The following is a 22605-nucleotide window of genomic DNA, read 5'->3' as shown; positions in this document are numbered from 1 at the left end:
CGCTCAGCCCGGCAGCTGGGCGATCCAGTGCCGGGAGCTCGGGTGGCGGAGCCGCAGGAGGAAGGCCAGAATTCCGGCCGATCCGTCGCTCCAGCTGGTCGAGACGTCGCCGTACTCGTTGGGGAAGACCATGTGCCGGTGGCGGCGGGCGCCTTCGGTGACGGCGAGGCGCCCCATCGCGGCGGCCATGGTGTGGTGTGCGGGCTCCCCGGTGGCGGCGCTCAGGTCGAGCAGGAAGTCGCCGTTGCCCGCGAGCCCGTGGCACTGGGACAGCGGGGCCCGGGGGGCCCGTTCGGTGACGGCAGGGGCGCTGCGGCGGGCGAGGTCGCCGAACCGGTCGTCGCCGGTGACCTGCCAGAGCCGTACGAGGAAGGTGCCGATGCCGGCCGAGCCGTGGCACCAGTACGGGGCGGTGGGTTCGTCGCCGGCCTGGGCGGGCCACTGGGCCGCCTCGCCGATCCGTGCGGAGCTGTGCAGGAGGTGCTCGCCGACCTCCACCGCGAGCCGCAGATGGTCCTGGCGTCCGAAGGCGACCGCGCTGCACAGGAGGAAGCAGCCGATGCCGGAGGAACCGTGGGCGAAGCCCAGGTACTGTTTGCCGGCCTCGCCGGAGAGTGCTTCGGCGGGGACGGCCCAGCTCACCCCCGAGGGGCCGCGCCGCGCGGCGGAGGCCAGCCGGTCGGCCGCGTCCTCGGCCGGCGCGGCGAAGCGCGGGTCACCGGTGCGCTGCCACAGGTGGAGGGCGGCCATGCCGCTGCCGGCGGTGCCGTGGGTGATGTCGTGGTGGGGCGTGGGCTCCTGCGGGGCCAGCGCGAGGGTGAGCGCGTGGTCGACGAGCGCCTGGTCGGCGATGGCCCGGCCGGCTTCGTACAGTGCCCAGGCGGTCCCGAGGTCCCCGAAGTGCAGGCCGGGGCGGGTGGTGCGGAGGTGGGTGCGGTCCGCGATCCAGTGGCCGGCTGCCGAGAGGACTTCGGGCAGGCGGGGGTCGCCGGTCAGTTCGAAGTACCGCGCGAGGACGGCCAGGGGCCCGGCCGCCCCCTGCTGCACGGTGCACGGGTTGGTCTCGCCGGCCGCGGTGGACACGGGCCACAGGCGCCGGTCGTCCGTCGGAGTCACGGTGTCGACCAGGTGGTTCACGAGTCCGGCGACGGCATGGTCCAGGTCCTCGTCCGGCACCGGGGCGGTACGCGTGCGCCGGACGGTGTCCTGGCCGCGGAGGGCTTCGTGCGCCCGGCGGGTGTCCCAGCGGGCGGCGGGCTCGTCCTTCATCAGCCCGGTGATCATCTCCGCCATGGCGTCCGTGGGCTTCGCGGGTCCGGTGCAGGCGCCGAGCCAGGCGGCGAGCCGTTCCTCACCGGTCCTGAGGGCGGGCTCCTCGGGCAGCAGGTTCGGCACCTTGCCGGTCAGGACGAAGCACGTGGTGGCGCCGAGGCTGTAGTAGTCGGCCGTCACGGACACGGGCGCGTCCCTCAGGCGCTCGGGGGCGCTGAAGCCGGGGGTGCCCACCCGGGTCGGCAGGCAGGAGCCCGTCTCTTCGGCGGCGAGCTCCAGGTCGATGAGGCGGAGTGTGCCGTCCGGGCGGACCATGACGTTGCCGGGTGTGAAGTCGCGCAGGACGCAGCCGTGGGCGTGGGCCGCCGTGACGAGGTCCACGAGCCGGGCGACCAGGGCCGACGCCTCGCGGCGGTACTCCGCGCCCCCGAGGTCACGGAAGCGCTCGGCGACCCAGGTGCGCAGGCTGACGCCCGGGACTTCGCTCTGGGCCAGGAAGAGGTGCCGGCCGTGCTCGAAGAGGGCCAGGGCGTCCGGGGCGAGCCCGGTGCCCTTCAGCTTGTCCAGCATCCGGGCCTCGGCGCGCAGCCAGTCCCGGACGTCGCGCCCGGAGGCGTCGCCCTCCACATGGGGCCGCGTCTCCTTGATGACCACGGGCGCGCCGGTCGAGACGTCGGTGCCCCGGTAGACGCCGCCCTTGTTGGTGTGCCGGATCGCCTCCCGTACCGCGAAGCGACCGCCGAGCAGCACCGGGCCGCTCGCCGCCTCCGCCGCCGGGGGCGGAAGCGGCACGGTGGCGGGGAAGGGGCAGACGGCCCACGGGGGCGGGGCGTAGCGGCCGCTGCGCTCGTCCTCCACCGGGTTGCCGTCGGGGTCCTCGATGTACCAGATCAACAGGCCCTGGTCCGAGAGCCGTTGCCGGCCGGTGAAGGCGCCGTAGCGGTAATGCACCACGCTGTACGGGGCGTAGGGCTGGTCGGAGAGGATGCGGGGGCCGGGCAGTCCGGCTGTCGCCGCGTGCAGTTCGCGGGCGAGGCGGACGGCGTCGGCGTCCGAGCGCGGGTAGACGGTGATGAACTTTCCGGAGCTGCCCCGGGGCGTGGCGCGGGAGTTGAGGGTGCTCACCTGGTCGAGGGACCGGGCGAACTTGAACGCCGAGGTGTCCGGCAGCAGGACGTCCAGGGCCCTGACGAGGACCGTCGGTGCGGAGGCGGCCGTTGCCGACAGGTGGAGCTTCCAGCCCTGGTCGCGCCGGGTCGCCGAACGGGGGGCGACGCGGCACCATGCCTCGTCGGTCCGGATCGTCCAGCAGTCGCCGGTGCGGGTGGCCTGAAGGGCTCGGCTCAGCAGGCTTTCGAGTGCGGCTTCGGTCGCGTGGCTCGTCATGTGGGGTGTCCCTCCCAACGGTGAGGACCGCTGATCGGAAATTGCCCATGTCACGTGAGTGCGGAACGCGCCCGAACCGGAATCACCTGCTCCAGCGAGCGCAGGGGGTCGCTGCTGACCGGTATGGCGCCGCCCGGCGCACGGGAGGCGCACACTTCGGTGGCCGCCCGGAAGCGCGGGTCCGGCCCCGGGCGCCGGTCCGGGAGTGCGGCATAGGAGGATACGGCTCATGGCGGAAGATGAACGGAGAGTCGGTTCCGAGCGGACGGCCGACGACGTGGTGCTGATCCGGGTCCGGGGCAGCCTGGACGGGTGGTCGGGCAGCGGTGACCTGTCGGCGGCGCTGACCGGCGCGGTGGCGGACGGTTGCGTGCGTACGGTGGTCGACCTGTCCGGGGTCACGTTCGCCGACTCCGCGGCGCTCCACTCCCTTCTCGACGGTCAGCGGGAACACGTGAAAGCGGGCGTGCCGCTCGTCCTGGCCGGCCCGCTGCACTCCGGCGTGCGCAGGCTCTTCGAGGTCACGGGTACGGCCGGCGCGTTCCGGTTCGCGGACGACGTCGAAGCCGCGCTCCAGTGCTGAGGGCGTCGGTCCGTCGGGTCGGAGGGGTACGCGGGTGCCGGTAGAACTGGGCGGGGAAGCGGACGGTGTGCTCTCGGCCGTTCCGCAGAACGCGGCGGCGGCGCGGAGCATCGTGACCGAGTTGCTGACGGCGCGCTTCGGGACCGCGCTCGACGGGTGGCCGGCCCATGTGGTGGACGACACACTGCTGGTGACGTCGGAACTGGTGACGAACGCCTTCCGGCACGGTGGCCGGCTGACCGCGTTCGAGGCCGAGGTCACGGATGACGGGCTGCGCATCACCGTGGGCGACGCCAGCAGCGAGAGCCCGGCCGATGTGCCTGCGACGGAGCCCCAGGTGCGGGCGGAGGCGCCCAGGATCGGCGGCTACGGCTGGCCGCTGGTACAACTGCTCGCCAGCCGGGTCTCCGTCGGCGTCCACCCGGGCGGCAAACGGATCACGGTGGTGATGGCGCTGCCCGCGCTGCCGTGACCGGGCGCGTCCGGAGGGCTTTCAGTCGGTCGTCCGGCTCACTTCGTCCGGGCCCCTTGATTCCGCGGTCCCCGGTGCGAAGAGCTGCCGTGTCCCGGTGATGCGGAGCATCCGCTCCATGGAGGGCGGCGGGTCGTCCAGGACGAGGGTGATCCCGCGCGCGGCGGTGCGGCGGTGGATCATCAGCAGGGCGGCGAGACCCATCGAGTCGCAGAGCCGGAGCTTCGCGCAGTCCAGGCGCAGTTCGGCCGGCCTGGGGTCGGCGTCGACGCATGCCGTGGCGCGTACGCCGAAGGCCTCACTGGTGTCGTGGTCGAGGACGCCCGCGAGACGCAGCCAGGTGGTTCCCTCGCCCCTTTCGACGGTGAGACAGAGGGGCGGGACGCTCATGCGGGTGCTCCGGGGTGTGCTGCGGTGACGCCGGCAAGGACGGCCCTCGCCCGCCCCAGCGGCCGGACGGCCCGGGGGAAGTCCTTGAGCGCGGCCGTCAGGATGTCCAGGACGGGCGGCAGGGAGCGGGCGGGGACGCGGCGGGCGGTGAGGATGCCCGCGGTCCACGTCATGAAGGTGGTGAACAGTTCGTCGTCGTCGGTGTAGATGGCCACGGTCAGGAACTCCACGATGTGCGCGATGTCCTCCGCGGTGCGCTCGCGCTGCACGTCCGTGTACGTGGCCATGGCCGGGAACAGGTCCTCCAACTGCGTCAGCACCTGCTTGACCAGTCGCCCCTGCGAGCGCGCGACCAGGGTGTACTCCTGGTCCACCAGGTGCGGCAGGTCGTCGATCTGCTGCCGTACGTCGGCCGGGGCGGGCGGCGCGAGGCCCGCGGCCAGCAGGTCGGCCGCGGTGCGCGCGTCGGGGGCCCAGGCGTTCGCGCCGAGCATGCGCGCGAAGCGGCCGTCGGGCCCGAAGGCCGCCCCTCCGGCGAGGACGGGCACTCCGACGGACTGGCAGGCGGTGATCGCCGCGTGGGCCGAGGGCAGCCGGGTGGGAAGGGAGGACGAGAGGGCGACGACGTCCGCGCCGGTGTCGTGGAGGTGGGAGACCAGATGGGGGGTGGGGACCTGGGCTCCCAGGAAGTCGACCGCCCAGCCCCGCAGGGTGAGGACCTCGGCCAGCAGGCGGGCCGGCAGGGAGTGCCACTCCTGCTCCACGCAGGCCACGGTGACCTTTCCGTGGCGGGGCGTGGTGCGGGCGGCGGGGTGGTGGGCGAGCGCGGTGATCACTCGTTCCACGATGGCGCTGGCGGCGTGCTCCTGGGCGACGGTGAGGCGGTTGGCCGCCCACTCGGTGCCGACCTTCGCCTGTACGGGTGCGATGAGGTCCAGAAGCACCGTCTCGGCGGGCATCCCGTTGTCGAGGGCTCCGGTGACGAGTCCGGCGGCGGCGAACGCATCACGGTCCAGGGCGGCTGCGGCGAGGAGCCGGTCGCGCAGTTCGGTCAGTTCGGAAAGGCAAGCTGTCATGCGGTGTACCTGCCCCGGGTGTGGCCGTCCACCGCGCTGAGGTGGGTGGTCCGGGGAGCGGTGATCGCGACGACGGCCATGTCGTCGTGGCCGCCGCCCCGCACCCACTCGGCGGCGATCATCTGGATGCGCTCCACCACCGCTTCCCCGGGCATGTCGGCGCATTCGGACAGCGCCCGCTTCAGTCGCGTCTCGCCGAACATCTCGTCGCCGAGCGGGCCGCCCCGGGCCTCGGTGAACCCGTCGGTGTAGAGCAGACACGTCTCGCCGGGGCGCAGGACGGTTTCGGCGGTCCGGGACTCGATGTCGGGCAGCGCCCCCACCAGGGTGCCCTGGGTCCGGATCTCCTCGACCCGGCCGTCCGCCCGCACCACCAGTGGTAGGGGATGCCCGGCGGCCGTGAGCCGCAGGCGCACCAGGTGGTCCGTCCGCCGGACCGAGGCCAGGACCATGGTCGCGAAGCGGGTGTGGTGGGAGTTGAGGAGTGCGTCGTTGAGGAGCCGCAGCACCTTCTGGTGGTCGTCCGCCAGGGGGACGAGCGCCTGAAGGGTGTTGCGGATCTTGCCGGTGAGCACGGCCGCGTCCAGCCCCTTGCCGCACACGTCGCCCAGGACCACCAGCGAGGAGTCGTCCTCGTCGGTGCCGGCCGGGTGGACGTCGTAGAAGTCGCCTCCGACGCGCTCCCGGGCCGCGGCGGGCCGGTAGCCGCCGGCGAATTCGACGCCGTGGACGTGGTGCAGCCGGGGCGGCAGCAGGTCCTGCATCAGGGTGCGGGTGACGGCGCTCTGCTCGGCGTACAGACGGGCGGCCGACAGGGCGGCGCCGGCGCGCGCCGCGAACAGCCGGGCGACGATCTGCTCGTCCTCGGTGAACTGGCCGCCGCTCCGCAGCAGGACCAGGGCGCCTGCCGGGACCCCGTGGCCGGGCAGGGGTGCGACGACGACCGAGGTGATCGTTCCGGTGTACCCCTCGGGGACCACCCACGCGGGGAGGGACGCGGGGTCGATCCAGCGCGAGGGCACGGGCGGGAAGCCCTGGAGCGCCTCGTCCAGGCCCGGCACCTCGGACGGGTCGGCCGCGACGAGGCCGCGCACGGTCTCCTGGCCGGCCACCGCGTGGGCCAGGGGCAGCTTGTCCCCCTTCGGGGGAGAGACGACGACCGCCGCCTCGGCGAGGTACTGGGAGGCGAGCCGGGCCGTCGCCGACACGCACCGGTCGGTGTTCAACGAAGCCAGCAGGACGTTGGACGCCTCAGCGAGGAACGCGGTCCGTTCGCGCTCGGTGGCCAGCGCCTCTTCGGCGAGCCGGCGGCCGGTGTCGTCCACCAGCCACCACGCCACGTCACCGTCGCCGCCGTGGCCGGCGCGTGCTTCGTAGCTGCGTCCGCCGATCCAGCCCGACGCCGACGGGACCGTTCCCGCGTGGAGGCCCGCGGACGTGCTCGCCGCCGGATCACGCAGCTCCCGGTCGGCGCGTGCCAGCCAGGCCGGGACCGTGTCGGCCATCGTGGCGCCCGGACGCGCGTCCGGCAGGAGCCGGGAGGCCGCGGGGTTCAGCCCGGTCAGCACCCCGTTCGCACCGCTCTCGATCACCGGGTACGGGGCCGTGGACCAGGCGCCGGCTGCCGGGCGTTCGTCGGTTTTCGTAACGGGAGTTCCCTGGGGAGGAGCCATGAGGGGGGACCCGCCTGCGGCGAGCCGCACCACCTTCCAACTGGACGGACAAACATTGCCTTGCGGCAACTATCACGCAGGCCCGCCCTCGATGGCAATCGGCCCACTCCCCCAGAAGGTGACGCAGCGTCACACCTCTACCGTTCGAACACGCTCCTGATACGCGACTTTCACGGCACCTTCACCGGTTCCCTGCTGCGGTCGGTCTCGTCCTGCACGAGGAGGGTGAGCAGCGCGGCCACGGACAGGCCTGCTTCCGCGGGGTGGCGCAGCACCTTGTCCGGTTCGATGCGGTACGTGTTCGCGCGGCCCTCTCGCGTATGGGAGAGGTATCCGGCCTCTTCGAGGTCGGCGATGATCCGCTGGACCGCGCGCTCCGTGAGGCGGCAGTGCGCGGCTATGTCGCGAATGCGGACGGTCGGGTCATCGGCGATGGCCGCCAGTACGCGCGCGTGGTTGGTGACGAACGTCCATCCAGTGTGGGATTCGGGAACTCCAGGCATGCCCCCATCTAAGCGCGGACCCTTGCCCGAACTCAACTACATGACATACTTTTCGTGTATTCATTGACATGGTGAGAGTCACAGGAGGCTCGGAGTGTCTTACGGCGAAGCCGTTCCGGAAGTACGCGTGAGCGGCACCGGTGCGATCAGTACGCCCTCCGGGCCCGGTCAGGTGCAGGCTGTGGTGACGCAGTACGAGGAGCACGGAGCGTGGGTGGTGGCGGCTCATGGCGCCTGCGACGCGCAGTCGATCACCCGGCTCGAAGAGGCGCTGACCACGGCGGCCTGGACGCACCCGAAGGTGGTCCTGGACGCCTCGGGGATCACGTTCGCGGATTCGTCGCTCCTGAATCTGCTGATCCTCACCCACCGGGCGGGCGCCCTGCGTGTGGCGGGGCCCCGGCCCCACCTCCAGCGCCTGCTGCAGATCACCGGCCTCGACGCGGTCCTTTACGTACGGGCCACGGTCGACGAAGCGGCCGCCTGCTGAGCGACACGCCGCGCCCCACCGGCCGCTCACCGGCAGGGCGCGGCGCGACCCGCGGGTACCTGTTACCAGCCGGCCTTCGCCGTGGTGTAGGCGTTACGGCAGTCGGCGTTGGTGGCGTCCGCGGCGAGCTTCTCCATGGAGTCCGTCCAGATCCGCTTGGCCAGCTTCTCCAGGTCGCGTGTCTCGGCGGGCACGTTCGGGGCGTACTTCTTGATCGTCGCCAGGGACGACTTGGCGAACTTGTTGCACACAGGTGCCGCCGCGTTGCGGTAGCGCGTGTCCAGGTCCGCGGCCACGGCCTGGCCGTTGGCGGTCGCCCAGCTGTTCCAGGCCGCGCACGCCTGCTCGGTGAACACCTGCTGGTCGGTCTCGCTCAGGCCGAGGACTTCGGCGAGCATCGTGTTCTTGACCTTGTCCGGGACCGTGAAGTCGACGACGGGGAACTTGTCGAAGGTTTCGAGCAGCGCCTCCTGACACGCAGGCGGCAGCGGCGCGGCCTGCGCCGGAGCCGGGAGGGCCAGCGCGGTCGCGGACAGGAGAACCGCGGTGAGGACGGTGCTCCTGGCGGTACGCGAAAGGTTCATGGGCGTAGGGCTCCTTGCACGAGGGGGGTGTCATCGCGGGCGCGGCGTGAGCGCCCGACGGCTGCAGAACGATCACCGGCATTCGTAGGTCACGGCTGTCGCGGGCGGGCGCGCTCCTCGCCGGCCGCGTCCCGGGGCCGGGCGGGTGCCGGCACGCGCGCCGTCGCCCGTCGCGGCAGCGCGTCGCGGGTGCGTCGGCGGAAGACGAGCAGTCCGGCGCACGCGGCGCCGGTGAGCCAGAGGAGCTGGATCGCGAGCCCTTCGCCGGCCGGCGCGTCGGAGAAGGCCGCGGACATGCTGGCCTGCACGGAGCCGTAGGTCGGCAGGAACCGCACGACCGGGCTGTCCGAGCCGGAGCTGGAGAGCGGGTTCTGCAGGGCCACGTCGAGAATGCTGATCATGAGGATGGCGAACATCCCCTCCACCTCGCGGCGGAGCACCGATCCGAAGACCACTCCGAGGGCGCCGTAGGTAAGGGCGGCGAGGAACAGCCCGGCTGCCAGCACGAAGGGCTGCCGCGGGGCCCAGGCGAAACCCGCCGCCACCGTGGCGTAAGCGGCGACGGCCGTACAGACCAGGGTGAGCGCGGTGAGCTTGGCGAGGACCAGGTGATACCGGGGGTATCCCGCCATGGCCAGGCGGCGGTCGAAGGCCCCTCCGGTGAAGGTCGCCGCGAACATCATGAAGCCGGCGATCAGGGTGACCGCGTTGAGCGCGCCGGTGATCTGGGTGAGGTGGTTGCCCGGCGGGGACAGGACCTCGCCGGTCTCCCGCAGCCGGAACGGCGCCGCCCGGCTGGGGATGGCCACGTAGGCCAGGCCGATCCACACGGGGATGTACAGGACCACGAGGAGCATCGCGAACCGGTTGCGGGCATGACCGATCAGCGCGTAGCGGGACGCCGTGACGAACAGGGACCAGTGCCGCCTCACGCCGTCGCCTCCGTACGCGTGTCCTGCCGGTGCAGGCGTCCGCCCTCCAGCCGCCACAGCACGTCCAGCCGGCCGATGTCGTACGCCAGGTGCGAGACGACCAGCACCGAGCGTCCGGCGTCGCGCAGGTTCGTCGCCAGGTCCCAGAAGCGCAGATAGGTCTCCCAGTCGAACCCCTGGTAGGGCTCGTCCAGCAGCAGGACGTCCGGATCGTGCATGAGGGCCAGCGTCAGGTTCAGCTTCTGGCGGGAGCCTCCGCTGAGGCGTCCTGCCCGCTGGTCGAGGTATGCGGTGAAGGCGAGGATCTCCATCACCTCGCGGGCCCGCCGGAGGTCCCGGAGACCGAACGCGTGCCGGAAGAAGTCGAGGTGCTGGCGGACGGTGAACGAGTCGTCGAGCACCACGGCCTGGGGGCAGTAACCGAATCGGCCGCTGTGCCGCACCGTGCCCCGGTCCGGGCGGAGTTCACCCGCGAGGATCTTGAGGAGGGTCGACTTGCCGGCCCCGTTCTCCCCCACGATCCCGGCGAGGGTGCCCGGTCCCAGCCGGAGGCCGGCGCCCCGGAGGACGGCGTGCCGCCGGTAGGAGTGGTGCACATCGGTGACATCCATCGCGCTGCTCCGTCGTGACTGGGCTCCCCGGGGCGCCCGCCTGCCGCTGCGGCCCGGGCGGACGCGGCTTCCGGCCTGCCGCGGATCCTCCGTCCGTGCCCAACGAGCGGGTGGCGCCCCGGAAACGGTGCTCTCGGCGCGCCGTTCGCACAGGCGTCAACCCGATGCGGCCCCGACCACGCGTGCGGCGGGTTCGCCGCTGCCGACCGGTCCTGAGCGGGCGCGGGCGGCTAGCGTGACGGGGCCCGGCCGGCGGGCGGGGGTGCCCGTGCCGGGCCCGGCCGGCGGTCTGCCGCGCCGAGTTCGGAACACGGGCGCGCCGGGGCTGCGGCCCGGTCAGGAGAGGTCGGCCAGCCATGCGGAGAACGTGCGTGATCGGAGCGGGCCCGTCGGGGCTCGCGGCGGGCAAGGTCCTCGCCTCGCGCGGCATCCCGTTCGACTGCTACGAGGCCGGGTCGCGGATCGGCGGGCTCTGGCGCTACGAGAACGACAACGGCATGTCGGGGGTGTACGCGTCCCTGCACGCCAACATCTCGAAGGAGAGCATGTCGTTCTCCTCGCTGCCCATGCCGGCGGACGGACCCGTCTTCCCCCACCACAGCCAGGTCCTCGCCTACCTGGAGACGTACGCGGCCTCGTCCGGTCTGCACCAGCACATCGCCTTCGGCACCGAGGTGACTTCCGTACGCCCCCTGGAAGGCCGCTGGGAAGTCGTCCACCGGAGGCGCGGGGACGCGGGCGCCGGGGCCGTGACCCGGCAGTACACCGAGGTCGTGGTGGCCAACGGCCACCACTGGGACCCGCGTCTCCCCGACCCCGCCCTCCCGGGCGCCGAGGACTTCGAGGGGTCCGCCGTGCATGCGCACGCGTACCGCACTCCCGAGCCGTACGCCGGCAAGCGGGTGCTGGTCGTCGGCATGGGCAACTCCGCGTGCGAGATCGCCGCGGAGATCTCCCGCACGGCCTCGCGGACCTACCTGTCGGTGCGTGACCCGGTCCATGTGTTCCCGAAGATGCTGCTCGGCCGCCCGGCGGACCACTTGGCCATGAGTCCCCTGGCCGCGCTGCCGCGCTTCGTCAAGGGGCCGGCGATGACACTGCTGCTGCGGCTGAGCCGGGGTGCACCGGAGCGGTACGGGCTGCCCCGGCCGGCCCGCGGGCCGCTCGTCACGCACCCGTCGTCGTCCGACGAGCTCCTGGTCCAGCTTGCCAGGGGCGCGGTCACGCCCAAGCCGGGCATCAGCTCGTTCGGCCGGGACTCGGCGGCGTTCACCGATGGCAGTCGCGAGACCGTGGACGCCGTGGTGTACGCGACCGGTTACTCCCTCTCCTTCCCGTTCCTGAGCCCGTCCGTCTTCGCCGCCCCGGCCGGGCGTACGGACCTCTACCTGCGTACGGTTCCACCCCGGCTGCCCGGGCTCTACTTCATGGGGCTCGCCCAACCGGCCGGTGCGGCCTTCCCGTTGCTCGAGCCCCAGGCGGAGTGGATCGCCCATCTGATCGAGGGCACGGTCGCGCTCCCTGCGCCGGAGCGGATGGTCCGGGCGATCCGCCGCGAGCGGCGCCGCGATGCGGGGGCGTACGTATCCACCTACCGCCACGGCATCGAGATCGACGTCCGCGCCTACCAGAAGGTCCTCCGCCGGGAGCTCCGGGCAGGCCGGCGCCGCGCTCGCGGCGCCCGCCCGGCGGGCGTGTGAGGGGTGCGCGGGCTCAGCGTGGCGCAGCGGTCTCCGCCAGTTCCGCCACGGCCCGCTCCCACAGGTCCGGCAGCTCCCCGCCCAGGGGCAGGCCGCTGTCCACGACGACGGAGACCTCGGCCCACTCGCCGAAGAACGAGAGCCCGACGGCGAAGAGGTGCCCGGGCACGAGCAGCGGCAGCAGCGCGGTCCCCGTCACCTGCGTCTCCCCCAGGCTGCCCCGCTCGGCGAGTGGCATCGAGGTGGCCATGACGTTGGTGACGCGTGGGGAGAGCACCCGGCGCATGTACCACGCGGTGGGGCGGGCCGGCATGTGGCGGACCAGGTCTCCGATCGCCTGCCGCCACGCGGCGCCCCGAAGTTTCCGCGTCGCCGCCGTGACGTGGTCCAGCCGCCACCGGGCCGCGTCCGGGTGCGCCGGCGCGATGTGCACGGGCAGTTCGAGCGGCAGCGCGAAGCAGCGGTTCCCCCAGGTCTGCTCCTCGTCGGGGCGCCGCGCGTCGATCGGGAGCACCGCTGTGGCCCGTGGCAGGGGGACCCGCGCCTTCTCGGACCAGGTCGCCAGCGCGCCGGCGAGCGCGGCGAGATGCGCGTCGTGCGCCGAACCGCCCCCGGCGGCGCCGATGCCGCGCAGGGTGTCGGCCGGCACGCGTCCCCGGTACAGCCGCCGCTCCCCGGTCGGCGCGAACCCGGCGACGGGGCGGTACCGGCGTACGAGCGTGCCGGCCGCGAACTTCGCCGCGAGTCCGAGGGCCGCGGCCACCCGGCGGGGCACGGCGGAGCGCCGGACCGGTGCCGGCACGGGGCGGCCCGACGGCTCTCCCTCGCCGAGCACGGCCCGGAAGGCCATGGCCGCCGCCGAACCGTCCTGGCACGCGTGGCGGAGGCGATAGCACACGGCGTACGCGTCGTCGGCGTGGCCGTGGACCAGCCAGACCCCCCAGTAGGCGCCGGGCGCGAAGGGGGCGTTGAGCGCGGCGTGCAGGGCGGCGTCCCATCCCTCGGGCCCGTCGGCGACGGACTCGTGGACATGGTGCTCGACGGCGAAGTCCTCGTCCGGCCGCCAGTGAGGTCGCCGGCCGCCCGTCACCCGGCTCGTCATCAGGGGCACGTCGCGCAGGCAGTACGCGATGTACGCGCGGAGGTCCGCGAGGGCGGGGGGCGGGCCGCTCAGGTAGGCGATGCCGCCGGTGTCCCAGCGGACGTCGGGGCGCGTCCGTTCCAGGTCGAGGAAGGCGCGGTCCACGGGGTGGACGCGCAGATGTGCGGGAGCGGAGAGCGGCTCGGTCCGGGCTTCCGGGGGCGTCTCGCCGGAGGGGCCCGCCGAGGGTACGGGCCGGGCCGAGGGGATGGGCGTGGTGGACGGCGATGACTTCGCCGGCGAGGCGGCGGACCGGCCGGGAACGGACATGGGTGACGACTCCAATGCGTGACGGTCCGTGTGCTGACGGGCGCTGGGAGGGGGTGACGGGCGGCGGGCGGGGCGCGCGGCGGAGAAGGGCGGCGCGTGCCCGCCGGGTCCACCAGAATGGCCACCGGCCACGCGGGGTTCGTACCGCCGACGGCACCGTCCCCGGGCCTCCCCGGCGGGCCGCACCGGCCGGCCTGGCCCGGCCGCCGGCGGCGGCGGCGCCCCGACTGCCGTGTCGTTCCTGCGCCGCGCACCCACAGGACGCACCGGCTGCCGCTTCGGGGGCCCGCCGCACGGCCTCCCCCGGGGCAACCCGCAAGTTCCCCCGAAGGAGGGACGGGCGACGGGCTCGGATCCCTGCGAGTGCCGTGGAGCCGCCCCGTGCGCGAACGGGACCGCCCCCTCGGCGCCCCCGGTCCACAGCCTCCGCACTGGCGTGCGCGGCCCGCGGGGAGGGGTACTTCGTTCGGGTGAGCCGCCCGGATCGAGGTCTTCCGCTTCCTCCGCCGTCTGACATGGTGTGCCGTGCGCCGAAGATCGACGTGCTCGGGGAGGGCCGTGGAGCCGACGGCGAGGCCGCCGTCGGCCGGAGTGGCGGCGCGCCGTTCCCGGTCGTCGCGGCCGTCCCGTCCTCCGCCGTACGCGGCGGGCGCGGGCTGTCCCTTCCGAAGCCCTTGGAGCCATGGCCGTGCACGTTGCCCTCACCGGCGCCACCGGATTTCTCGGCCTGCGTCTGCTGCGTCGTCTGCTCGACACACACCGGTCGGTGACGGTTCTCGCGCACGCCGGCTCGGGGGACGCTCTGCACCGCATCGTCAGGTTCTTCGAACTGACCGGCTCCGCACCGGCGTTCACCGACGCACTCCCCGAGCGGCTACGGGTGGTGGAGACCGACCTGGCACAGCCCCGGCTGGGGCTGTCGGAGCGGGCGTTCCACGAGCTGGCCGACACGATCGGCGCGCTCTGGCACAGCGCGGGGAGCATCAACCTGGAAGGGGACCTGCCCGAGCTGCGCCGTACCAACGTCGAAGGGACCCGGCACGTCCTGGAGCTGGCCGCGGCGGGTCGGCTCAGGCCCCGTGTGCATCACGTCAGCACCGCGTTCGTGGCCGGTGCCCGACGCGACGGGGTGGCGTACGAGGACGAGCTGAACGACTCCTGCGGCTTCGAGAACGCCTACGAACGCTCCAAGTACGAGGCCGAGTTGCTCGTGCACGACTGGTCGCGGGAGCAACGCCGCCCGGTCCTGGTCCTGCGGCCGAGCATCCTGGTCACCGACCTGCCGCCGCACCCCGAGCTGCCCTCGCATCCGCTCCAGGTCATCGAACGGATTTTGCGGGAGGCGCGGGACGCCACCGGCCCCGGGGGGCGGCGGGCCGGCGTCCCGGACGTCCGGCCCCCCGTCCGCATGGTGGGGCACCCGCACGGCCGGCTCAACCTCCTCCAGGTGGAGCACGCGGCCGAGGTCATGGTGCGGCTGGCCGGCCGGACCCCTTCGGCAGGGGTCGACACGTACCACGTCGTCCATGACCGCGACGTCCCCGTGACGACGGTCGTGGGTGTGCTGGAACGGCTCGTCCCGTTCTCGGTCGAGCTGGTGGCCACCAGACCGGACGCGCCGACGGCCCTGGAGGCGCTGCTTGACTTCTACCCGGGCATGACCGCCTACCTCGCGCACCGGCGGCGGTTCGACGACACCCGGGTCAGAGCGCTGCTGGGCGCCTCGGCCGCGTCCGTCCCGGTGGGAACCGACTACCTGTGGTCCGGCCTGGCTCCGCGCGCCCGGACGGTGTCCGGGCCGCCGGGCGGAGCGGCGGCCCCGCGCTCCGCTCGCTGCGCCTGACCTGCCGTCGTCCACCTGTGCCCCTTCTCCTCGTTCCCTGTTGGAGCATCCCCGTGTCCGTCCTCGCAGCTTCCGGCTCCCCCGTGGTGGCCCGGGAGGCCTTCTCCCTCGGCGGGATCGCCGCCTGCGCCCGGCGCATCCGTGAACCCGTCCATCTGGTCAGTGGTCCGGACGGCCGTGAGCGGGGGCTCGCCGTCGGCCCCGTGCCGCCGGACCAAGTAGTCGGAACGCTGCCGCCGTTGTACCCGGAATGGCTCGGCGGCCGTACGTTCTGCGAGGCGCACGGCGTCCGGTTTCCCTACGTCGCCGGCGAGATGGCGAACGGGATCGCGACCACGGCCATGGTGGCGGCGATGGCGCGGGCGGAGATGCTGGGCTTCTTCGGCGCGGGCGGCCTGGCGTACGCGGAGGTGGAACGGGCGGTCGACACGCTCGTCCGCGAACTGGGCGCGTCGCGGAACTGGGGCGTGAACCTCATCCACTCACCGGCCGAACCGGGGCTGGAGTGGCGCGTCGCCGAACTCCTGGTGCGCCGCGGTGTCCCCGTGGTCTCCGCGTCGGCGTACATGGAGCTGACGCCGGCCGTCGTGTGGTGTGCGGCCCGGGGGCTGCGCCGGGGCGTCGACGGGACGGTCGTCCGGCGTACGCGGATGTTCGCGAAGGTCTCGCGGCCCGAGGTGGCGGAGAGGTTCCTCTCCCCCGCCCCCGCCGGGCTGGTGGAACCCCTCGTGGCGCAGGGCAGGCTGACGCGGGAGGAGGCGGAGCTGGCTGCGTGCGTACCGCTCGCCGAGGACGTCACCGTGGAGGCGGACAGCGGCGGGCACACCGACAACCGGCCGTTGTCGGTTCTGCTGCCGAGGATCGCGGCGCTGCGCGACGCGGTCTGCCTGCGGTACGGCTATCGCAGGCCCGTCCGGATCGGTGCGGCGGGCGGTCTCGGCACCCCCGACGCGGTGGCCGCCGCTTTCGCCCTCGGCGCGTCCTATGTGGTGGTGGGGTCGGTGAACCAGACCGCCGTCGAGGCCGGTCTGTCCCGGGAGGCGAAGGCCATGCTGTGCGAGGCGGACATCGCCGACGTGGCGATGGCGCCGGCGGCCGACATGTTCGAGCTGGGTGTGAAGCTGCAAGTGCTGGCGCGAGGAACGATGTTCGCCCAGCGGGCCGGCCGGCTCCACGCGGCGTACCGGGCGCACGGCTCGCTGGAGGAGATCCCGCCCGCTCTGCGGACCACGCTCGAACGCGATGTGCTGGGCGCGTCGTTCGACGAGACCTGGCAGCGCACACAGGCGTTCTGGGAGCAGCGCGATCCCGCCGAGATCACGCGCGCGGAGGCGGACCCGAAACACCGGATGGCTTTGGTCTTCCGCTGGTACCTGGGCAGTTCGAGCCGTTGGGCGATCGACGGGAAGGCGTCACGGCGTGCGGACTACCAGATCTGGTGCGGGCCTTCGATGGGGTCCTTCAACCGGTGGGTCACGGGCACACCGCTGGCCGATCCCGCGAACCGGACCGTGGTGGGGATCGCTCTCCACCTGCTCGAGGGCGCGGCGGTGCTGACCCGTGCCCATCAACTGCGCACCCATGGAGTCCCGTTGCCGCCCGAAGCGTTCACCTACGTGCCGTGCGAGGTGGCATGAGCGGCCCGGGCGTTCCGCAGCCCGTCACCCGGGGAGACCATGTGCGTGCCGCCGCGCTCAGCCGCGATCCCGTCGCCGTGGTCGGGGTGGGCGCCCTGGTGCCCGGTGCGACGGACGCGGCCGGTTACTGGCGGCTCGTGACCGGCGGGCGGGACCTGATCACCGAGGTGCCCGCGTCCCGCTGGCGGGTCGAGGACCATTACGACCCGGACCCGGCGGCCCCCGACCGGACGTACGCCCGCCGGGGTGCCTTCCTGCCGGAGGTCGGATTCGACCCGATGGCGTACGGGGTTCCCCCCGCCGTCCTGTCGTCGACGGACAGCTCCCAGCTGCTCGCCCTGATGGTCGCCGACCAGGTGCTGGCGGACGCCGGGGGCAGGGAACGGCTGGACCCGGACCGTACCGGTGTGGTCCTCGGCGCGGCGGCCCTGGAACTGCTTCCTCACATGTACGCGCGGACGCACCGCCCCGTGTGGCTCGCCGCGCTCCGCGAGAGCGGGTTCCCGGAGGCCGACGCGCAGGCGGTGTGCGACCGGATCTCGGCCCGGTTCGCGCCGTGGCGCGAGTCGACGTTCCCCGGGCTGCTGGGCAACGTCGTCGCGGGCCGGATCGCCAACCGGTTCGACCTGCACGGCATCAACCACACCACCGACGCGGCCTGTGCCAGTTCGCTGGCCGCCCTGTCGACGGCGGTCGGTGAGCTGGCGCTCGGCCGGGCCGACCTGGTGATCAGCGGCGGTGTGGACACGGGCAACGACGTCGGCATGTTCCTGTGCTTCTCCAAGACGCCCGCGCTGTCCCCCAGCGGGGACTGCCGGCCGTTCTCCGCGGCGGCGGACGGGACCATGCTGGGCGAGGCCGTCGTCATGTACGCCCTGAAACGGCTGTCGGACGCGGAGCGGGACGGCGACCGCGTCCACGCGGTGATCCGGGGCATCGGCACCTCGTCCGACGGCCGCAGCACCGCGATCTACGCACCGCTGCCCGAGGGCCAGGCGCGGGCCCTGCGGCGCGCGTACGAGGAGGCAGGCTATGGGCCGGAGACGGTGGAGCTCGTCGAGGCGCACGGCACCGGGACCAAGGCCGGGGACACGGCCGAACTGACGGCTCTGAACGAGGTGTTCGGGGCGTCGGGGCGGCCGGACGGGCAGTGGTGCGCGATCGGCTCGGTCAAGTCCCAGATCGGCCACACCAAGTGTGCGGCGGGTGCGGCGGGGCTGCTGAAGGCGGTCATGGCCCTGCGCCACCAGGTGTTGCCGCCGACCGTGAAGGTCGAGCGGCCGAACCCGGAGGCGGCCCGGCCCGACGGCCCGTTCTACGTGAACACCGAAACGCGTCCGTGGGTACGGCCTTCCGGGCATCCGCGCCGGGCGTCGGTGTCCAGCTTCGGGTTCGGCGGCAGCAACTTCCACGTCACGCTGGAGGAGTACGTGCCTTCGGGCGGCGGGGGCCGGCCGGCGCCGCGCCACCGCTCGGCGCCGAGCGAGCTGGTCCTGTTCAGCGGGGGCTCCCCCGCCGAGCTGGTGCCTCCGCCGGCGGATGGGGCCCGTCCGCTCGCCGCACTGGCCCGGGAGAGCCAGGCGTCCTTCGACCCCGCCGCCCCGGTGCGCCTGGCGATCGTGGCCGGCGACGGGGAGGAGCTGCGGGAGAAGTACGACCGGGCCCTCGCACTGATCGGGCAGCGCCCCGGCACCGCGTTCGCCACACCGTTCGGGGCCCGGTACGCGTGCGGGGAGCCGTCTCCCGGCCGTATCGGCTTCCTGTTCTCCGGGCAGGGTGCGCAGTACGTGGGGATGGGCGCCGGCGCGGCCATGCTGTCCCCGGCGGCTCAGGCCGTGTGGGACCGCCTGGGGGGCACCTCCTTCGACGGACGGCCGCTGCACCGGGTGGTGTTCCCGCCGCCCGCCTTCGGCGACGAGGAGCGCGCGGCCCGGCAGGCGCTGCTGGACGCCACCGAGTGGGCCCAGCCGGCGCTGGCGGTACACGCGCTGGCGCTGCTGGCGGTGGTGCGGGAGCTGGGACTGCGCCCGGACTGCGTGGCGGGGCACAGCTTCGGTGAGCTGGTGGCGCTGCACTGCGCGGGGGTGCTGGACGCCGGGGCGCTGCTGGGACTCGCCCGGCGCCGTGGCGAGCTGATGCGGGACGCGGCGGGCGTGCCGGGGGCGATGCTGGCCGTGGCGACGGACCGTGCCCATGTCGCGCGGGTACTGGCCGGCGGGGCATTCGGGGACGTCTGGCCCGCGAATCACAACGCGCCGCGCCAGGTGGTCCTTTCGGGTTCGGCGGACGCTGTGGCACGCGCCGGGGAGGCGTTCGCCGCCGAGGGTGTGGCCACCCGGCGGCTGGCCACGTCGACCGCCTTCCACAGTCCGGTCGTCGCCCCGGCCACGGAGCCGCTGGCCGCGTACCTGCGGTCGGTGCCGCTGACGGTGCCCGGGATCGAGGTCTACGGCAACGCGGACGCGGCACCGTACCCCACGGATCCGGAGGGGGTACGCCGGCGGATCGCCGGCCACCTCGCCTCACCGGTGCTCTTCCAGGACCAGATCGAGGCCATGTACGGGAGCGGGGTGCGGACGTTCGTCGAGATCGGCCCGGGCAACGCGCTGACCGTCCTGGCCGGTCAAATCCTCGGCGACCGGCCGCACACCGCCGTCTCCCTGGACGGGTCCGGCCGGAACGCAACCGGCGGCCTGCACGCGGCACTCGGCGAGCTGTCGGTGCGCGGAGTGCCCCTCGAACTCGGCGCTCTCTGGGCGCCCTACGACTCGCCCGAGATTTCAGCGAAGGAGCGCGAGCCCCGAATGACGGTGAAGATCAGCGGAGCCAACCACGGTCAGCTCCCCCCGCCCCGTGCCGCGGCCATCGAACCGCACGGTGATCCGGCGCCCCTGCCGCGTTCCCCGCACGTACCCGAGCCCGACACCCAGGCGGCCCCCATGCCCGCGTACCTCCCCTCCCCCGCACCCGTGCCCACGCAGACCGCAACGGCGGCCGTTGCCCCGGTGTCCGCCGCCGCGCCCGGGGCGCCGGGTCTCCTCGGCCCGGATCTGTACGCGGCCGTGGACCAGGTACACCGGCAGGCGGCCGAGGCCCACGCGGCCTGTCAGCGCATGCTGGTGGACAGCCACCTGGCGTTTCTCCGGATGACCGAGACGAGCATGTCCGCGATGCTCGGCATGCCGCTCACCGGGGATGCGCCCGCCGTTCCGGCTCCCGCGGCATCGCTGCCGCTTCCCCGGCCTTCGGCGCCCGCGCCGGTGGCGGTGCCGGCGCCGGCTCCCGCGTTCGCGCCCGTGCCGCCGGCGCCCGTCGCCCCTGTGCCGCAGGCTCCCGTCGCCCCGGCACCGGCCGCAACCACGCATTCCGATCCGGCCGATGACGCCGTGCCGCGGTCCCTCTCGCCCTCGGAACTGCGGGACGTCCTTCTGTCGGTGGTGGCCCGGCTCACCGGTTACCCGGCGGAGATGCTCGACGTGGACATGGAGTTGGAGGCAGACCTGGGCGTCGACTCCATCAAGCGCGTCGAGATCCTGTCGGCCGTCCGCCGCGAGGTGGGTGGCCTGGCGTCCGGGGACGTCGGGCACCTGGGGCGGCTCCGCACGCTGCGCGAAATCGTCGATGCGCTGGTCACGGGCCACCCGCCCGTGGAGGCCTCCGCCACCGTCGCGGAGGCCGGTGCTCCGGAGGGTGCCGGGTTTCCCGTCCCCGACGCCCACTCCGGCGAGGACGTGACCCTGACGCGGCTCGTGCCGCACCTGGTGGAGACTCCCGCGTCCGGCCTGGCGACGGCGGGGCTGCTGGACGGGCCGGTCGTGGTCACCGGCGAGGGCCCGGACGGGTGCGGGCTGACCGGTCTCGTCGCCCGGAAGCTGGTGGAGCACGGCGTGGACGCCACCGCCGTGGCCGAGGTGCCGTCGGGCGCGCGGGCCGTCGTCCATCTCGGCGCGCTGACCGCGGCCGGTACGCCGGACGGGGCGAGGGAGGTCCACCGTTCGGCGCTCCGTGCGGCGCGCACGGTGGCGGCCCGGGCGGCCGAGGGCGATGCCTTGTTCGTGGCCGTGCAGGACACCGGGGGTGACTTCGGGCTCGGCGGTCGCAGTGGTGAACGTGCCTGGCTGGGCGGGGTCGCCGGACTGGTCAGGACAGCGGCGAAGGAGTGGCCGGACGGGTCGTGCAGAGTCATCGACTGCGAGCGGGGCGGCCGGGGCGACGAAGCGGTCGCCGAGGCGGTCGTCCGGGAATTGCTCGACGGTGGGGCCGACCCGGAGACCGGTCTCCGGGCCGACGGTTCACGGCGCGTCCCGCGCCTGCTGCCCGCCCCGGCCGCCCCCTCCGGTGACGTCCGGATCACCTCCGCGTCGGTGCTCGTGGTCACCGGCGGCGCCCGGGGGGTGACCGCCGCCGCCCTGCTGGACCTGGCCGGGGCCCACCGCCCGAGGATCGCTCTGCTGGGCAGGACCGACCCGGACGCCGAGCCCGACGGGCTCGGCGGGGCGACCGACGAGCAGGCGCTCACCCGCCTGCTGGCCCGACGTGCCGACGCGGCCGGGACGGACGCGTCGCCCGCGCGGATCGCGGCCCGGGCACGGGAGATCCTCGCCGCGCGCGAGGTGCGGGCGACACTGGCGGCCCTGGAGGCGGCCGGTTCGCCCGTGCGGTACGTGCGGGTGGACGTCCGCGACGGGGACGCCCTTGCCGCGGCCCTGCGCGAGGTCCGTGACACCTGGGGTCCGGTCACCGGCCTGGTGCACGGTGCGGGGGTGCTGGCGGACAGGCGGATCGCCGACAAGAGCGACGAGCAGGCCGAGCTGGTGATGTCCACCAAGGTGGACGGTCTTCGGGTCCTGCTGGCGGCGACGGCGGACGATCCCCTGGACACGATCGTCCTGTTCTCCTCGGTGGCCGCCGTGTTCGGCAATCCGGGGCAGTGCGACTACGCGATGGCCAACGAGGTCCTGAACCAGGTGGCTTCGGCCGAGCAGGCCCGCCGCCCCGGCTGCCTGGTGCGGTGCGTGGCCTGGGGGCCTTGGCAGGGCGGGATGGTCACCCCGTCTCTCGCGGCGCACTTCGGCCGGTCCGGGGTGCCGCTCATTCCACCGGCGCGGGGTGCCGCCGCCTTCACGGCCGAGGTGGCCGGCCCGGCCGGTGAGCCCAGGGTCGTCCTGGTGGCCGGGGACGACCCGGCGGCCGTCGCGCCGGCCGGCGGATCGTCCAGGGCGCAGGTCCTCGTCCGCGCGGACTCGCTTCCGCAGCTCGCGGACCACGCGCCCGCCGATGTGCCGGTGCTGCCCGTCGCGATGGCCCTGAACTGGTTCGCGGGTGCCGGCGCGGCGTGGCTACCGGCACCCGGTCCGCTCGTGGTGCGGGAACTGCGCGTGTACCGGACGTGCGCCCTGCCCGACCTGGCGGGTGGGGGGCACCGGCTCACCCTGCTCGGCAGCCGGGGGGCGCCCGGTGCCCCGTCCGGTCTGGAGGCCGAACTGCGGGGCGAGGACGGTCCGGCGTACTGCCGGGCGGTGCTGGACATCGGGGACGGCCGGCCGGCCGCGGACACCTGGGCGGCCCCCGAGTCCCTGAAGCCGCTCGGCGCGGCCGGTCCGTACGAGGGGACGGCCCTCTTCCACGGCCCCCGGTTCCATACCCTGCGCGCGGTGCGCGGTGTCTCCGAGGACGGGGCCGAGGCGCTCGTCGCGGGCCTGCACGGGCTGGACTGGGCAGGCGCCCACTGGGCGCTGGACGCCGCAGCGGTGGACGGCGCCCTCCAACTCGCCCTGCTCTGGGCCGAGGTGGCCCTGGGGGCGGAGACGCTGCCGATGGCGGTGGCCGAGTGCCGTGTGCACCGGCGCGGCCCGGTGGACGGCGATGTGCGGTGCGTGGTGCGGGGACGGAAGGCGCATGCCACGGGAGCGCGGTGCGACGCGGCCCTGATCGACGCCGACGGGGGTGTCCTGCTGGAGCTGACCGGCGTGGAACTCGTCCGCCGCCCTTCCTGACACCACCGGTCCCCGGTCTCCGCCGCCCTCCCCGCCGCTGAAGTGA

General features: G+C 74.0%; 16 protein-coding genes. 7 read left to right on the top strand and 9 right to left on the bottom strand.

What is annotated here, in order from left to right; translation table 11 throughout:
• Positions 1 to 3 precede the first annotated feature (3 nt).
• Positions 4 to 2658 (bottom strand): class IV lanthionine synthetase LanL, encoded by a 2655-nt coding sequence (gene lanL, locus ABZ565_RS16205; RefSeq protein WP_361026238.1) that lies wholly within the window; start codon positions 2656 to 2658, stop codon positions 4 to 6.
• A gap of 229 nt (positions 2659 to 2887) precedes the next feature.
• Here lanL and ABZ565_RS16200 point away from each other — a divergent pair, with 229 nt between their 5' ends.
• Together ABZ565_RS16200 and ABZ565_RS16195 are read left to right on the top strand one after the other, a co-directional pair.
• Positions 2888 to 3241, top strand: a complete 354-nt coding sequence (locus ABZ565_RS16200) for an STAS domain-containing protein (RefSeq protein ID WP_361026235.1) — start codon at positions 2888 to 2890, stop codon at positions 3239 to 3241.
• A 34-nt stretch (positions 3242 to 3275) separates the two neighbouring features.
• On the top strand, positions 3276 to 3713 hold the full coding sequence (locus ABZ565_RS16195) for an ATP-binding protein (RefSeq protein WP_361026232.1): 438 nt from the start codon (positions 3276 to 3278) through the stop codon (positions 3711 to 3713).
• Positions 3714 to 3734: 21 nt separating this feature from the next.
• Here ABZ565_RS16195 and ABZ565_RS16190 read toward each other — a convergent pair whose 3' ends face one another.
• The 4 genes from ABZ565_RS16190 to ABZ565_RS16175 form a co-directional block, all read right to left on the bottom strand.
• Positions 3735 to 4103 (bottom strand): STAS domain-containing protein, encoded by a 369-nt coding sequence (locus ABZ565_RS16190; protein ID WP_361026229.1) that lies wholly within the window; start codon positions 4101 to 4103, stop codon positions 3735 to 3737.
• Positions 4100 to 5179, bottom strand: a complete 1080-nt coding sequence (locus tag ABZ565_RS16185) for a cobalamin-dependent protein (protein ID WP_361026226.1) — start codon at positions 5177 to 5179, stop codon at positions 4100 to 4102. Before ABZ565_RS16185 ends, ABZ565_RS16190 begins: the two co-directional genes overlap by 4 nt.
• Complete coding sequence (locus ABZ565_RS16180; RefSeq protein ID WP_361026223.1) at positions 5176 to 6852, bottom strand: PP2C family protein-serine/threonine phosphatase; 1677 nt, start codon at positions 6850 to 6852, stop codon at positions 5176 to 5178. The genes ABZ565_RS16185 and ABZ565_RS16180 overlap by 4 nt, the downstream gene beginning before the upstream one ends.
• Before the next feature lie 170 nt (positions 6853 to 7022).
• Positions 7023 to 7355 carry a helix-turn-helix domain-containing protein gene (locus ABZ565_RS16175; protein ID WP_361026220.1) on the bottom strand — a complete coding sequence of 111 codons (333 nt, stop codon included), beginning with the start codon at positions 7353 to 7355 and terminating at the stop codon, positions 7023 to 7025.
• Positions 7356 to 7449: 94 nt separating this feature from the next.
• Between ABZ565_RS16175 and ABZ565_RS16170 the strand changes: the two genes are divergently transcribed.
• Positions 7450 to 7845 carry an STAS domain-containing protein gene (locus ABZ565_RS16170; protein WP_361026217.1) on the top strand — a complete coding sequence of 132 codons (396 nt, stop codon included), beginning with the start codon at positions 7450 to 7452 and terminating at the stop codon, positions 7843 to 7845.
• 62 nt (positions 7846 to 7907) lie between these two features.
• Here the strand turns inward: ABZ565_RS16170 and ABZ565_RS16165 are convergent, their stop codons facing one another.
• The 3 genes from ABZ565_RS16165 to ABZ565_RS16155 form a co-directional block, all read right to left on the bottom strand.
• Positions 7908 to 8429, bottom strand: a complete 522-nt coding sequence (locus tag ABZ565_RS16165) for a hypothetical protein (RefSeq protein WP_361026214.1) — start codon at positions 8427 to 8429, stop codon at positions 7908 to 7910.
• 89 nt (positions 8430 to 8518) lie between these two features.
• Positions 8519 to 9361 carry an ABC transporter permease gene (locus tag ABZ565_RS16160; protein WP_361026211.1) on the bottom strand — a complete coding sequence of 281 codons (843 nt, stop codon included), beginning with the start codon at positions 9359 to 9361 and terminating at the stop codon, positions 8519 to 8521.
• On the bottom strand, positions 9358 to 9972 hold the full coding sequence (locus tag ABZ565_RS16155) for an ABC transporter ATP-binding protein (RefSeq protein WP_361026208.1): 615 nt from the start codon (positions 9970 to 9972) through the stop codon (positions 9358 to 9360). The genes ABZ565_RS16160 and ABZ565_RS16155 overlap by 4 nt, the downstream gene beginning before the upstream one ends.
• A 371-nt stretch (positions 9973 to 10343) precedes the next feature.
• On the opposite strand from ABZ565_RS16155, the gene ABZ565_RS16150 reads away from it, so the two are divergent.
• A complete protein-coding gene (locus ABZ565_RS16150) occupies positions 10344 to 11672 on the top strand; it encodes an NAD(P)-binding domain-containing protein (protein WP_361026205.1) in 1329 nt (442 codons plus the stop codon).
• Between the two features lie 13 nt (positions 11673 to 11685).
• Here ABZ565_RS16150 and ABZ565_RS16145 read toward each other — a convergent pair whose 3' ends face one another.
• The gene (locus ABZ565_RS16145) at positions 11686 to 13083 is read right to left on the bottom strand and encodes a wax ester/triacylglycerol synthase domain-containing protein (RefSeq protein ID WP_361026203.1); all 1398 of its coding nucleotides are present in this window, start codon (positions 13081 to 13083) and stop codon (positions 11686 to 11688) included.
• 682 nt (positions 13084 to 13765) lie between these two features.
• Here ABZ565_RS16145 and ABZ565_RS16140 point away from each other — a divergent pair.
• The 3 genes from ABZ565_RS16140 to ABZ565_RS16130 are packed head-to-tail and all read left to right on the top strand — an operon-like array spanning position 13766 to position 22559.
• Positions 13766 to 14926, top strand: a complete 1161-nt coding sequence (locus ABZ565_RS16140) for an NAD-dependent epimerase/dehydratase family protein (RefSeq protein ID WP_361026200.1) — start codon at positions 13766 to 13768, stop codon at positions 14924 to 14926.
• Positions 14927 to 14979: 53 nt separating this feature from the next.
• On the top strand, positions 14980 to 16563 hold the full coding sequence (locus tag ABZ565_RS16135) for a PfaD family polyunsaturated fatty acid/polyketide biosynthesis protein (protein WP_361026197.1): 1584 nt from the start codon (positions 14980 to 14982) through the stop codon (positions 16561 to 16563).
• Entirely contained in the window at positions 16560 to 22559 is a 6000-nt protein-coding gene (locus ABZ565_RS16130) for an SDR family NAD(P)-dependent oxidoreductase (protein WP_361026194.1), read from the top strand. Before ABZ565_RS16135 ends, ABZ565_RS16130 begins: the two co-directional genes overlap by 4 nt.
• Positions 22560 to 22605: the final 46 nt, after the last annotated feature.

The organism is Streptomyces sp. NPDC016469 (assembly GCF_040632905.1).
Taxonomy (GTDB): Bacteria; Actinomycetota; Actinomycetes; order Streptomycetales; family Streptomycetaceae; genus Streptomyces.
This window is presented reverse-complemented; position numbering and strand designations above follow the sequence as displayed.